This window comes from Mycobacterium sp. URHB0044 (assembly GCF_000620625.1).
Taxonomy (GTDB): Bacteria; Actinomycetota; Actinomycetes; order Mycobacteriales; family Mycobacteriaceae; genus Mycobacterium.
The window spans coordinates 53215-66333 of record NZ_JIAW01000007.1; the positions used below are offsets into that span (position 1 = coordinate 53215).

Annotated in this window: 12 protein-coding genes; 3 read left to right on the forward strand and 9 right to left on the reverse strand. The window is 62.6% G+C overall.

Features of this window, described 5'->3' with window-relative positions; translation table 11 throughout:
- Nucleotides 1-173 precede the first annotated feature (173 nt).
- The 9 genes from N536_RS40775 to N536_RS41535 form a co-directional block, all read right to left on the reverse strand.
- Nucleotides 174-2417 (reverse strand): NHL repeat-containing protein, encoded by a 2244-nt coding sequence (locus N536_RS40775; protein WP_051574541.1) that lies wholly within the window; start codon nucleotides 2415-2417, stop codon nucleotides 174-176.
- A 270-nt stretch (nucleotides 2418-2687) separates the two neighbouring features.
- Nucleotides 2688-2975: a hypothetical protein gene (locus N536_RS0116105; RefSeq protein ID WP_029114542.1), complete on the reverse strand. Its 288-nt coding sequence runs from the start codon at nucleotides 2973-2975 to the stop codon at nucleotides 2688-2690.
- A gap of 168 nt (nucleotides 2976-3143) precedes the next feature.
- On the reverse strand, nucleotides 3144-5786 hold the full coding sequence (locus N536_RS0116110; protein WP_051574542.1) for a LuxR family transcriptional regulator: 2643 nt from the start codon (nucleotides 5784-5786) through the stop codon (nucleotides 3144-3146).
- A gap of 290 nt (nucleotides 5787-6076) precedes the next feature.
- Nucleotides 6077-6757, reverse strand: coding sequence for a VC0807 family protein (locus N536_RS38620; protein ID WP_231514551.1), 681 nt, complete (start codon nucleotides 6755-6757; stop codon nucleotides 6077-6079).
- The gene (locus N536_RS0116120) at nucleotides 6754-7032 is read right to left on the reverse strand and encodes a hypothetical protein (RefSeq protein ID WP_029114544.1); all 279 of its coding nucleotides are present in this window, start codon (nucleotides 7030-7032) and stop codon (nucleotides 6754-6756) included. The genes N536_RS38620 and N536_RS0116120 overlap by 4 nt, the downstream gene beginning before the upstream one ends.
- Nucleotides 7029-7667, reverse strand: a complete 639-nt coding sequence (locus N536_RS0116125) for a hypothetical protein (protein WP_029114545.1) — start codon at nucleotides 7665-7667, stop codon at nucleotides 7029-7031. Before N536_RS0116125 ends, N536_RS0116120 begins: the two co-directional genes overlap by 4 nt.
- Before the next feature lie 280 nt (nucleotides 7668-7947).
- On the reverse strand, nucleotides 7948-8364 hold the full coding sequence (locus N536_RS40780; protein ID WP_064751555.1) for a hypothetical protein: 417 nt from the start codon (nucleotides 8362-8364) through the stop codon (nucleotides 7948-7950).
- 85 nt (nucleotides 8365-8449) lie between these two features.
- Nucleotides 8450-8794, reverse strand: coding sequence for a hypothetical protein (locus tag N536_RS38630; RefSeq protein ID WP_369798428.1), 345 nt, complete (start codon nucleotides 8792-8794; stop codon nucleotides 8450-8452).
- A 234-nt stretch (nucleotides 8795-9028) separates the two neighbouring features.
- The gene (locus N536_RS41535; RefSeq protein WP_081809234.1) at nucleotides 9029-9217 is read right to left on the reverse strand and encodes a LuxR C-terminal-related transcriptional regulator; all 189 of its coding nucleotides are present in this window, start codon (nucleotides 9215-9217) and stop codon (nucleotides 9029-9031) included.
- A gap of 331 nt (nucleotides 9218-9548) precedes the next feature.
- Here N536_RS41535 and N536_RS43440 point away from each other — a divergent pair, with 331 nt between their 5' ends.
- From N536_RS43440 to N536_RS0116155, 3 genes are all read left to right on the forward strand, one after another.
- On the forward strand, nucleotides 9549-10208 hold the full coding sequence (locus N536_RS43440; RefSeq protein ID WP_304413325.1) for a DivIVA domain-containing protein: 660 nt from the start codon (nucleotides 9549-9551) through the stop codon (nucleotides 10206-10208).
- Nucleotides 10209-10382: 174 nt separating this feature from the next.
- Nucleotides 10383-10637, forward strand: coding sequence for a hypothetical protein (locus tag N536_RS0116150; RefSeq protein WP_029114549.1), 255 nt, complete (start codon nucleotides 10383-10385; stop codon nucleotides 10635-10637).
- 1222 nt (nucleotides 10638-11859) lie between these two features.
- Nucleotides 11860-12957, forward strand: a complete 1098-nt coding sequence (locus N536_RS0116155; protein ID WP_029114550.1) for a hypothetical protein — start codon at nucleotides 11860-11862, stop codon at nucleotides 12955-12957.
- Nucleotides 12958-13119 lie beyond the last annotated feature (162 nt).

Genomic DNA, 13119 nt, shown 5'->3' on the forward strand with positions numbered 1-13119 from the left:
ATGGCGACCGGTTAGTCAATCGCCGATGGGCTGGTCTACGTGTCGTCGACAACTCAGCGCTCTAATGAGCCGGCGTGCTTCGGTGCTGTCCAACTAGCAGGAAGTCTGCGCTGCGATGTCTCAAAAGTAGTGGCGGAGAACGTCAAGCCGTCACACGTGCCGAATGGGACGTCTCAGCCCGCCGGCAGTTTGACCACGTAACCCTCCGCGTCATCTTTCGGCTGCCATAAGCCGAAGAACGATCCGCCTCCTGGTGCCCGGCTCCCCGCGTGATCGGTGACGTACACGTTGCCGCGGGTGTCGACTGCCAAGCCCATCGGGTCTACGAAGCGGTGCGCGCCCGGTAACTCGGTCCAGTTGTCCGACCCAGGCGTCAACTTCATCACGCCGCCCGTGTCGCCCAATGCGAGGACGTACAAGTTGCCGGTGATGTCCACCGTCACGGAAGTCTGCGAGGGGGCGGCGGACGGCAACGTGGTCCACGTATTCGACCCTGCCGCAAGTTTCAGCAGACGACTACTACAGGAAGACTTTCCGGAGCATCGAAAGGCGTTGGCGTAGACGGTGCCGGTGGTATCCACCGCCACATCACCAAGGCTGCCCCCGCCGGTCTTCGGCAGCGAGGTTTGCGTACTCGACCCCGCCGGCAACTTGACTATCCGACCGTAAAAGTAGTCGACGACATATACTGCGCCCGCGGCGTCAACCGCCACGCCCTTGGGAACATTCAGGTTCCTGAAAGGCAGCACTGTTTGGGTGCTCGACCCGTTGGCCAGCTTCACCACCCGATCGTGGCCGGTGTCGGTGACATAGACGTCGCCGGCGGGGTCCACCGCGATGCCGGCGGTGTCAGAGTCGACGACGCTGCCGTCGGAAAGATCGAGGCCGGTAAACGGCAATACAGTTTGGGTGCTCGACCCAGTCGCCAGCTTCAACACCCGATTGGTGCGGGTTTCGGTGACGTAGACGTTGCCGTCGCCGTCCACCGCCACACCGTGAGGAAGGCGCAGGTCGGTGAACGGCAATGCGAACTGCCGCAGACGATCCGCCGTCAGTTGATTGACTTTCAGCTGACGGTTGTACGTGATCCTTTCGGCTACCGATAGCATCGCCTGGCTCCCGACGAACATGATCACGGCAAGAATGACGACGTAGATCCAGAGCTTGCGTTTCGGCCGAGCCAATGACAGCCGTGTGGGCTTGGTGACGGCGGTGCCCTCCGCTACGGCAGTCGACTTAGCGCTGTCTTCCAAATACGGCATCAACCCGAATTTCTCGACTAGCGTCAGCCAATCCACGTCCGAGACCACAAACGCCGGTTCCGGCACCGCGTGCACCTTGCCGCGCCACGTAAACCGGTTCCAAAGCTTGGTTTTGCGGCTCCACGTAGCCTGAGGCGGCTCGGTGAACTCAGCACATCCGATGGTCAGTGGTTCCATGTCGGGAATCTCTACAACCAGCACGGGTGTCGTCTGCTTACCCATCTTGGGCATCCAGCGCGAGCTTTCGGCCGGCGTCGCGGTCACCTGCGACGGCGATGCCGAGGTGATAATTGCATTGCTCTTCAGGTCGATTACCGAGATCGCCTGATTGCCAACCTCGATGGCCATGCTCGGTAGCGGTGGATTGGCACTCATCCTCAATGCCGTTGCCGTGTTTTTGAACATCCCCACAAACGAGAACGAGAACATTGTCATGGGGTTCGGGAGCAGCAGGCAGCGAGTCGGTTGACCGGGTGTGGAGCCGTGGGCATCGGACCGACCCGGAGCGCACACGATTGCAAGAAGCTCATCGAAATCTGGAGCCCACATCCACGCGTCGACGGTGTCCACGGGTGCGGCTTCCAATGGCGTTCCGTTGGCAGCGCGATGATCTCGTCCGCCGAGAACAAAGCGATGCTCGCCGCAACGCAGGTGCAGCGCCGTGCCTCTCGTCGCACCGCCATACCCCGGGAGAACCCATCGGCCCACCTGCGCATCAACGAACGAAAAGACCTCACCCGGCCTTGTATGCATGGTCAGGTCATCGCTGCCGACGTCGACCAGGATCTTCTTTCCGCGATACATCCGCCGTTGGAACGCGGAGTAGGCCGGACGGGCAAGCAGCATGACCGCGACCAACACCACCGCGCCACCGTCCTGCCAAACCCTTTCAGACCCCAGGATGGAGCCGCCCAACAAGAGCGCCATGTTGATAGCCGCGAGCGAAGCGGTGGCCAATGCCGTCAGCAGATAGACATACTTCATCATCTGCTTGGCGGTGGGCGGGGCGGCGAATGCCACGAAGCGGCGCGCCGTTGCCTCGCCGGGCGGAGCCGCCTGCGACAGATCTACCCCGCGCTTGGACTCGGAAAACTGATGTTCCAGATCGGCGGCGCGCTTTTCGGGGTCATCCTGGTCTATTAGCCGGTTACTCATAGAGAGTCAATTCTTTCCTGGACTGTTTCAACTCCGGAGCGTTGCTTCCGATACCTGCCACTTGACCTCATCCCAACCAAGCTGCCGCTCAGTCACTTTCATCATCTTCCATGAGCTTGACCGGTCGATTAGGCTGAAAAGCACTGGCTGCCAGCCTTCTACCCGTTGCGATAGCCGCCCCACTCGACCGCGGGGCGGCTCTCGTTTGTTCGCAACGTTCAGCAGGGAAGAGGTGTTGATCGCGGGCAGTGTCGTGTCCGGTCGCTCAATTCACAGTTGCTGGCTTTCGTTGGAATCAGCGGCTTCTGGACTCTTGCTGTAGCGCGTGAGGAAGCCGACGGCCGCGATCGCAGCGGCGGCGCCGATCACACCCCACAAGACAATCTGGAAGACCAAAGTCCCGAACAAGAAGTCGTAGGTCAGCGCGAGGTAGAGCGACCAGAACACGCGGTAAGCCGACCCCAATGCGACCAGGCCGCAGACGATCCCGATCGCTAGACTCGGTTGACGATCAACACGATTGATGTGCTGCTGGATGCTTGCCGGTACGATATTCATTCAACTACTCCTTCGATGTGCGTTGTGCGCTGGCGTCGATGCGATGCGCAGACCGCGGCGCGATCAGTAGATAGTGTGCTGCGCCGGGCAGCTTCGGCACATGAGGCGTTCACCCCATAAATGGGACCAAATGCGGCATCGCATAGACGTTGCAGCAGTGTTGCGCCGTCAGCGAGCCGTGTCTTGCTCCGGGTGTTGCTTGGACGCGTACGCAGCGGCGGCGTGCGCACGGTTGCGAACACCTAGCTTGGCCAAGATCGCCCCCACATGTCTATTCGCGGTCTTGGGGCTGATGAACAGAGCGGCCGCAATCTGGGCGTCGCTCTGGCCTTCGGCGATGAGTTCGAGTACGTCGAGTTCACGTGGCGTGAGCCCGTGCGGATCCGCGATGGTGGCTTTGCGCCGCGTCTCGGGATTGCGGCCGCGCAGTTCGGTGAGCAGTCGCTGGGCGCGGCGGGCGGCGGCGCGCGCACCCAGGCGTCGGAAGGTTTCGGATGCGGTTTCCACGGCAGGAATGTCGCCGCCGAGTTGGGCCACCGCGGCGTCATAAGGGCACCCCCGTCGGGTCCATTCGACAGCTGCGGCTTGCCAATCACCACTGACTTCAAGCCCATACGGCGTAACCGTGTCGACCACTGGCGCGTCCCCATCCAGTCCACCAGCCAAATGCGCCCATCTCCGCAGGCGACCCACCAACCAGGGGTCTGGCCGGCCACTGCGCGCCGCGGCAAGACCTGTAAGCGCTTCGGCGCGCGCAGCGTCGTCGTCACCGGCAAGCCAGGCGACTTCGGCGCGTGCGGCCCATACCGCGCCGAGCCGAAACAGGTCGTCGGGATCGGCGACGCCGAGGGCGTCGTCCAGTGGACGGGCTAGTGACTGCTCGCCTCGACGCGCGCGGACCAACGCGACCGTGACCAACGGAAGGATCCGGGCCGTCGGGTTGAGCCCGGGCCAACTCAACACATCCTCGGCACAGCTCAATGCACCGTCCCACTCCCCCCGGTGCATCTTGACGACGGCAGCGGCGCCGACTGGGAACGGGTGGTACACGTGCACGTCGTGAGCTGCGCAGAACGCGGACGCTTCGCCGATGTAAGACTCGGCGCGTTCGAGGTCGTGGTGTACCGCGGCGGTCCAGCACAGCAGCGCCCCGGCCAGGCCCGCATGTTCCGCGAATCCCTCTATGGCCATGGCCTCGCGCCACACGGCTTCGAGCTGCTCCCAGCCGGTGTCGCTGCCCATCACCGTGGCCAACGTCGCAAACACCCGGGCCCGCACCACCGCGGCCGGATCAGCCAACTGTTCGCCCAAAGCGATTGCACGGGAGGCGAATTCGGCGCATTCGGGGTCATAGCAGACAGCGGACAGCTGAGCCATGTTGACCAGCGACCAAACCAACTGCGGGCAAGGCCCGACCTTCTCGAGCAGCCGCAACGACTCGCGTCCGGCCTCGATGGCTTCTGTCCGACGTCCCAGCGGCCACAACATGAAGGACAACCACTGAAGATCGTCTCCCTCGCCCAGGCCATCACCCAGCGTGCGGCGCACCTCGATCGCATCTCGGAAAGACTCCGCGGCCGCATCGGTGAGCCCTGTCATATAGCTCGAGATTGCATGCTTCTCAAGCCAATGCACCCTCTGCTCGTCGGGGGCGACCCCGGCGTGACGCAAGGTCAACGCATACAACTCAGCCGCCTCTCGATGCGCGCCCAGTGCCGACGCCCGCTCCGCGGCAGCAGGTCCATACGCAATGACAGCCGTGTCGTAACCGGCCTGATCGGCATGAAAAGCCAGCAGGCTCAACGCTTCCGGCTTCGCCGGCGGTTCCGCCAGAACTGTCAGCACGCGTTCGTGCAATTCCCGGCGCTGGTAGTCAGGGATGATTTCCAGCACCGCGCGGCGGGCAAGTTCGTGGCGAAAGCCGACAGTCTCGGCGTCGGCTGCCAAAACTCCAGCGTCGAGACATTCGCCCAGACCCGCCGCAGCCTCCGGGCACACCTTGTACACCAAATCCATACCCGTTCGCGGCCCGCACACCGCAGCGGCATGTGCAGTCTCCCGCGCCGCGCTCGACAACCGCGACAGCCTGCCCCACACCGCTTCCGAAACGCTGCGCGGCAGGCTGTCGAGTGTGAACACATCCGCCCCAGTCGCCAACACCTCGGTGACATAAAACGCGTTACCGCCGGTGAGTTCATGCAGCGCGGCCACGTTCACGCTGCTGCCGGCGGCCAGCTCAGCCACCGCGTCCGGGCTCAGCGGGTCAAGCGCTATCCGGCTGACCACGGGCGAAGTCGCCAGATCGCCCAGCAGCGCGGCCAGCGGGTGATCGTCGCCGATTTCGTCTTCGCGGTAGGACACGATCAGCAGTAATGGCAGCGATGCGATGCGCCGCGACAGGAACCGCAGCAGATCCAAGGTGGCGCCGTCGGCCCAGTGTGCGTCTTCAATGATGCAGACCCATGGTCCACCGCGACCGAACATCGCTAGCAGCCGCGCATAGATCGTCTCGGTCTCTCCGGCGTCGATGGCCAGTCGCATCGCCGCGGCCGCTTCGCCGGACCAGCCAGAGAGCATGTCCAACAGCGGACCCAGCGGGCGCGGCGCTGCCAGCGGGTCACACCAGCCCTGCAGCACCCGGACGTGGTCCCCGACCCGGGCGAGAAAGCGGGCGATCACTGCCGTCTTGCCGGCGCCGGCCTCACCTCGCAGCAACACCACACGGCCGTCGCCATTGGCCGCTGCACGCTGGGCTCCTCCCAGCTCCCTCAGCACCGTCTCACGCTCGAGTAGCCGGTCTCTTGGGGCCACAGTCCTCCCGCCTCGGATCTCTCAAGAGGTGAAGTTCTCAAGTGCCGAGGCCAGTCGACCAGGCAGAGTTCCCAATGAGGTGCGCCGTCGACATGCCACGGGCGTCAGCAACCTTCGTCGGTCAGGACGCAGTCAAAAGCTTAGCCCGTCTACCCCGCGCCCACCGTCGAAATATGACCTCCCGTTTTGCGTCCAATAAAGGAGGTAGATCGGATCTTGTCTCGAATCGGATGTGGTCTGGGCTAGGCATAAGTCACCGATGGGCGCGGCAACTGTATTCATGCTGGGCACTACCCCATACCGCTTGATAGTCGACGATGAGTGGGGCTCAACGCTGCGTGGCCATCCTTTCGTTGTTCCCACCGCGATTTAGCGGCCTTGGCAACCACCACCGTCGCCAGCAGCAGCACACCGGTGACGGCAAGCGACACGACGGTGTTCACACCCTTCCCGACATCGACGGACAGCGACAAGATGATCGCCAGACTGGCCAACATGCCCACCAGCAGTCCCACGCCCCATATCGCCGATAACAGAACGTGCACCCGGTGTTTGAACGCGTCCTCTCCGACCTCCTGAGTCTGCTCGTCGTCGGGGTGGACACGTGCGGCGACGACCTGGGTCAGCGGTGTGCCGATGACGCAGCTGCCCAGGAAGATCAGCGCACCGATACCCCCCACGAAGGTCTCGCCCACCATCAGCATCCGCGCATCGGAGGTCGCCAACCCCACTGCCAGGCTGAGACCGAAATTGAGCATGAGGTAGGCGGCGAACGGATCAAGCCGACGCGCCTTGACGGCGTCATAGGCGACCTTGAGGCCGGCTAACACCGTCGCGTTGAGCAGCGCGAGGTACTCGGATATGCCCAGTTCCCGCAGCCCGTAGTAGACGATCAGCGGCGGCGCGATGTCGACCAGCATCATGCGAAGGAACGGACGCAACGATTGTGGTCGCGCGGGCTGCTCGGTCACCGGATCGACGGTAGGGCGTCGTTGAGTTGTTCAGGTGACATGCCCGCCCGGGCAACGGCGACTGCGAAGGCTTCTCGCAGCCTGTGAATCTCGACATTCGTTAGCCCGACGGGCCGGGCGGGCGCCTGCTCGTCACGATTGTACGGTTTATCCAATGCGTGCTCGGCCCAGAATTGGACCGGCTGCAGCACCGGTTGTTCATGGCCAGCGGTCCGTGCCTTGGTGAGCTGACGCTCGAGTTCGGCGATGCGGGTCTCGGGGTCGTCGACGTTCATCGGAGCGACCCCAGTTCGGCGTGTGCCCAGTCCACGACGAACCGGCGAGCGGGGGCAGCCGGGTCTGCATCGGCGCTCACGCCGGGATTCGGCGACGCGCCGAACGTCTTAAGGATATCCCCGAAGTCTTCCGGACTTACTGGCGCGGAAGACGTTACGACCTCAGGGCTGCTCGACTGAGTGAAGCGCACAGTGGGCGGCGCGTTGACAACGACGCGGTGCGGGCCGCCGGATCCCACTGGCTGGCTCAAATCGATCCGAACATGCTGGGGATTGGCCTCTCCCACCTCCACTGGCACGATGCGGCCAGGCTGAACCCTTAGGGCCAAAGCGAATTGTTCGATGTGCTGCCGGATGCTCACCTCGTAGGCTTCGCGACCAGGAACTTGCACCCGTAGCCCCAGCACACAGGGACGCTCTCCACGACCCGGATTGCCGATGACCCAACGAGCGACCTTGAGCGACAATATTTCCGCAGTCCCGCTGACCGAAGGACCGCGGACCTTGGTCTGCCTGTAGCGGAGGAACAAATACGCCAAGAGCACAACAGGACCGAACGACAACACCGGGCCAGCGATCTCAAAGATCCGCTCCTGAATCGCGCCGCTCGACGCGACAAATATCATATCGTTCATCGGAGCACGGCCCCGACGCCGGCGACAATTACTTCCCTCAATGTGCATCCTTTACATATGACGGTCACACGGGCCGTCTCGGCTCAATAGGTAGTGTGCGCGTCTTACCGCGTCCCGGCATATGCGGCATTTACCCCAAATTTCGGGCCTTACGGCGCGGAAGGCACACTGTTGCAGGCCCGAATTCACCCTCCACGTTCGTCGTTACACGAAGAATCGCTGACCTGCTTAAACCACCGACCGGTCGCGTCATGATTCGTGAGTCGCGCTGACGGGTGATCTAGTGATTCACAGATCCGCGCGGTAGGTCGACGCCGATCTCATCGCATATCGGCGGGATAATGATCAGGGCTCCGCGCGGGCTGCAGAACGGCGTGCCCGGTGGCAGCGGCGGTGGCGGCGGTGGCGGCGTTAGCAGGGGGGCCGGGATGTCCGCCGAAATGAAGCTATCAAGGGGATCTCCCTTGAGATCCACCATGCGCACGTTGCCTTGGCCAAACGGGACGGTGTACCAGGTGTGGCACACACCCATGTCCCATTGAATGTTGTTGAATGGCAACGCTTCACCAGGGCACCAGTCGTGTGGCTGGGCAGGGAACGGATCGGCCTGAGCGATATCTGCTCCCAGCGCCTGACTTGCCACCGCGACGGCGCCGGCCATAAGGACTGTTGTCGCAAGCCGTGAAATTCGATTCATGGTCGTTTCCTTTCGATCGATTATGTTGATCCGCTATGCGTCGCCTGTGTGTGCTCGGTACAGATCACCGCGCTAGCGATCGAGTTCATGGTTGGTGGCTTTTGTTGGTGTCAGCCGCCTCTGGAGCCTTGTAGCGGGTGAGAAATCCGGTGGCCGTCATCGCCGCGACGGCGCCTATCACACCCCAAAAGACAATTGAGAACACGAATGAGCCGAACAAGAAGTTGTAGGTGATCGAGAGGTACAGCGACCAGATCATCCGGTAAACCGACCAGAACGCGAGCAGGCCGCAGCCGATCGCGATCACCAGACTGGGTTGGCGGTCAACACGATTGATGAGTCGCTGAGCGCCGGCCGGTACGATATTCATTTCCGAGTACTCCCTTCGTTGCGCGCGTTGTGCGCTTGTCGGTGCGATATGCAGACGCATCGGAATCACTGTCGATCCAACGAATCTGCAGAGCACGTTGGGGTCAACAGAAGTGTGCCGCGCCCGACAGCCCCAACACATGGGGCATTCACCCCATATATGCGTGCGATCGCAGGCATACGAATGTCAGGCTCATTACATCGCGCGCTATCTGACTGCCCTTGCGCCGTATGCGTTCGCACCACCGCCGTAGGTACACGTGTGATCCTGCGATGCCGGCAGGCGTTGAGGGGACTAAGGAGCGTTGTCCCTGGACGAGTCTCGTTGGGCGGCGTAGGCAGCGGCGGCTTGGGCGCGGTTGCGAACGCCCAGCTTGACCAAGATGGCTCCGACATGTTTGTTCGCCGTCTTGCGGCCGACGAACAGGGCGGCCGCGATCTGGACTTCGCTCTGACCGCTTATGTCTCGACTTCGATCTTCAATTCCGACAAGTGTTCGTGTCGGTCGTCATAACTGAAGGTGATCACTCGCACGACCGTGGAGGGGTGCGACGGCGAGTGTTGACGCGGCTGGGCATATCCGTGCGCGACGGCGAGCGGAATCGTGTGCGGGCTCAGACCGATCGATCCAGAGTCGGTGGCGCGCAATGGCACCGCGCACTCGACACGCTTCGCCTGCAAACACATCCGGTCCCACACTAGGCACCTGCCTGTCGAGCCATTGCGGGCAAATATGGGGCGAACGCCCCATGCACCTCAGCGATCCGGTCCAGCACACTATCCATGCGCGTGCCCACGAGCGAAGGAGGCCAACGGTGAACGCAGACCATGATCCGGAGAAGCACATCGCCGATCTGGAACGCCAGTTGGCCCAGGGACACCACCCTGCGCGGCCGGAACGAGAGGAACGCCCCGAAGTCAAGCCAGACGATGTCCACGACCTAGCCTTCTCGACTGCGACAACGGGACGTCGCGGCTACCACCAAGAGGAGGTTGACGCTTTCCTCGACCGTGTTGAAGCAACCTTGCGGTATCCCGCGGCAAGTGGTGGCATCACTGCGGCCGATATGCGCAACGTAGCGTTCTCCAAGCCGCCGCTCGGACGGCCGGGCTACCACGAGGATGAGGTTGACGCATTTCTGGACCTCGTCGCACGCCAAATGGAACGCCGGAGCGGGCAACCGTCAGCAGTCGATCGCACGCAGAAAGACCCGCCCAACTTCAGCGCCACAACTGGTGTGGGACTCCGCCACCTCACCCATTCAGACGAATCCACCGCACGCAGAATCCTGCGTGAAATTTACCGCTGTTGGGTGGAGTTGGGCTCGAGTCACTCTGTGGTCACCTGGCGATCACCTCTGGTGCTGGGATCGGCGTCCGTCCTGCTCGGCTTCGCCACCCACCCTACTTGCTTCGCCCTCGCCGCTTTGCTATTCCTTTGGGCCTTTGCTGCTTGGCGCTCCCAGTCTGGTTGACATAGTTTCCTCGACACACCCGCTTGGGAACGACCCCCTCCACGGCCACCGCTCAATGGGCCGAATCATCGTTCCTACCGCACGATCCCCCGGCAGCCACGGTTCGTGCATTGGTAACGCTTCTGCTTCGACACTCGGTGCCCAGTCATCAAATACGGCTATGGGGCGTGCGCTGTGCTGAGCAAGTATCCAGGTGATCGAGAGCGGGCCACCGCCATCTTCTACGAGGAACGTGACTACGACGCGAAATCCGTTGATGCAACGTCGACCTACGTGCAGTTCGCCATGAGTTTGTACGGGCGTGAGCCGCAGTTGGCGGCAGAGCCATTACATGCTGAACTCGACTTCACGGATCCGACCTGTCTCAGCGCACGCCCGATTGCAAACTTGTCTTGGGCCAGGACGGCGAACAAACACGGCCAGCCATAGTCGCCGCGCTAGTGTCCGCAACAGCGCATCCAAGTCGCAGCTGCCTATGTCACCCAACAACACCCCCGTCCAACGGCTCCGCACGCTGGTCGCTGCAACCCTTACCGGCATAGCAGCGACCACAGGCGTGGACCCGCCTCGGTGCTGAATCCCTGCGAGGCAAGACAGTTCCGCACCGTCTACCCAAGCGCAAGCCCTCACTAGAGCAGTCGAAGAGCGGCGAAGAGGGTCATCGAAGTCGCAGCGATCTGTCTGTCGCTGTAGTTCGAGGCTTTTATGGGGTGAACGCCTCATGCGCTGAGGGCCTCCAGCTCGCCACACTTTCAACGATCACAGTCCCGATGGATTGTGATCACCGCACAAGTGCCAGTTCAATGGAAAGGATGAAGACGTGAAGAGAACACTCATGGCAGGGGCAGTGGCGGCCACGCTTGGGGCTACGGTGATGGGCTTCGCCACGGGAACTGCGCAGGCCGACGAAGGCCGCCATGTTTGGTGCCCGGGGCAATCCATGGAGTGGCCGACCGGCCCGTGGAACCGAGCCATTTGGGACATGAATGTGTGCCACACCTGGTACGCGGTCGACTACGGCATGGGCAACACTATTGACCGTTTCGGGTCACCTAGCAACATCTGGGAAGGGGAAAACCCCCCACCGCGGGTGCACCGGGTGTGTCCACCTATTGCATTCATGTGCCCGTAAACCCGCCCGGGGCAAGCATTCCCGGTCTTCCGGGGTCCCGTGTCAGCGAACACCGCAGTCCCGCGGAAGCTTTGCCGGGATCCGACTGAGCGTGCAGGTCCGTGGCCGTGCACCCTACAACGCGATAGTTTGGCGCGATATCGACCCGTGGGCCTCGGCGCCGTCGAACCCGGCAGGACGGTTGCCGTAGAGATCGACGCCCCAAACCCACAAGGATTCGTATCGACCTGAACCAGCCTCTCCCACAACGAGTCAGCCCGATCGGTTTCACGGCGGGCGGAGCGCTCGGCCTCAATGGCGAGCCTTTGAGGCCGTCAAGCGAATGGAACTAAGGATGGAACACTTTCCAGCGATGAACCACCGGGATGCCGCCAAGCGCGGCGGCGAGCTGAGGGCTTCGCCAGTGGACCGGGCATACGTCAGCGATCAATCGGATACTGCGTCGGGGCAACCGATCCACGTTGAGCTGGTCCCGGTCGCGCTTCCGCCTAACTTCACCGTTGTTAGGACTATTTGTTGATGGACGCAGGCGACTCCGAGAAGCGCATCGCCGACCTCGAGTATCAGCTTGCTGAGCGGCAGCGCCGTGCAGATCTGCCACCCGCAATCCCGGACGTCGCGCCTACGTCGGGCCGGTTTCTGGCATTCGCTGCGACGGGCAGCTCCGCGCGTCTGGTGTCTTTCGTTCTCGGGATGTGGGCGGCGTCGATGTTCTTGTTCGTGGCTGTGCACGCCGTGGTCCCCGACGCCTACTCGGACGCCAGCGCCCCAATCGCCATCAGCATCTGGGTGATCGGCGGGTGTGTGCTCTTTTTCGGCTTCCCCGACCTCGTCGGGCGAGCGCGTCGCCGGAACGTTGTCATTTTAGTGACCGGCAACGAAATGACCGTCAATCCCACGCGCGGAAAAGTTCTTTCATTCGACGATGCACGGCTGGGCGCATGGGATTTCCCGGGCGGCATGACGGCGGGAACCGCGCTTCACCTTCGGCGGGACGCTCAGAGCTTTGTTCTCGGGGGACGAGATCATCGGATAGCCGCGCGCACACGGCGGGAAGCGCCGCCTACGAGTACGGTCCAGGCGTGGATGTGGGCTGCAGACTTCGACGCGCTTCTCGCGATGATCGGCCCGCGGTACTGGCCGGATGCGCGCGGGCCTGAACCGGAGGTACCCACGCGCTGTCTGCTGATTCCAAAATCAGCGTGGGGGTTCGATTCCTCGCTACCGAACCCGAGCATCGCCGTCGATGTCGGCGAAGATGCGATTTCGGTGATTCACCTGAACAACAGTGCTCCCGCCGTGTCGGCTCCGCTCAACCGCGTGAGGGCGCAACCGGCACACTGGATCTTTCGAGAAGGTGAAAAGGGTAGCCGCTTTCCGAGGGTTGCGCTGGTGCTGCGCATTCCTGATATGGAGACGCTTAGCATCGGATGTCCCGTTGCCCGCGGTCTCGGCTGGGGGCGGGTCCCGCGCGAGAGTTCGGATCGGTTTGCGTGGCGCGTCAACACGCTGGATTGGCAGGAACCACCCGCATATTGGGTCTCGGCCACAGATTGGCTAACTCTCGTTGAGACTTTCGGCTTGACCCCGAAACTCGAAGACAGAGCTAGGCGATGAGGCCGCACTCGCTCGCGCTCATGGTGCGCGCTTCCTCCGAGCCAGCGGCAGCGTCGTTGTCGGGCCGCGCGTCAAGGGGCGGGACTGGCTTGCAGGCGTTTGAGCAGATGTGACCACGGCTCAAGCACCTCTTAGGGATTGAGCACAGACCTCCAGTGTTCG

Coding starts and splice junctions, on each gene's coding strand:
- N536_RS38630 (WP_369798428.1), bottom strand. CDS start 8,794: ATGCGTCTGCATATCGCACCGACAAGCGCACAACGCGCGCAACGAAGG.
- N536_RS40780 (WP_064751555.1), bottom strand. CDS start 8,364: ATGAATCGAATTTCACGGCTTGCGACAACAGTCCTTATGGCCGGCGCC.
- N536_RS0116125 (WP_029114545.1), bottom strand. CDS start 7,667: ATGAACGATATGATATTTGTCGCGTCGAGCGGCGCGATTCAGGAGCGG.
- N536_RS0116105 (WP_029114542.1), bottom strand. CDS start 2,975: ATGAATATCGTACCGGCAAGCATCCAGCAGCACATCAATCGTGTTGAT.
- N536_RS40775 (WP_051574541.1), bottom strand. CDS start 2,417: ATGAGTAACCGGCTAATAGACCAGGATGACCCCGAAAAGCGCGCCGCC.
- N536_RS0116120 (WP_029114544.1), bottom strand. CDS start 7,032: ATGAACGTCGACGACCCCGAGACCCGCATCGCCGAACTCGAGCGTCAG.
- N536_RS0116155 (WP_029114550.1), top strand. CDS start 11,860: ATGGACGCAGGCGACTCCGAGAAGCGCATCGCCGACCTCGAGTATCAG.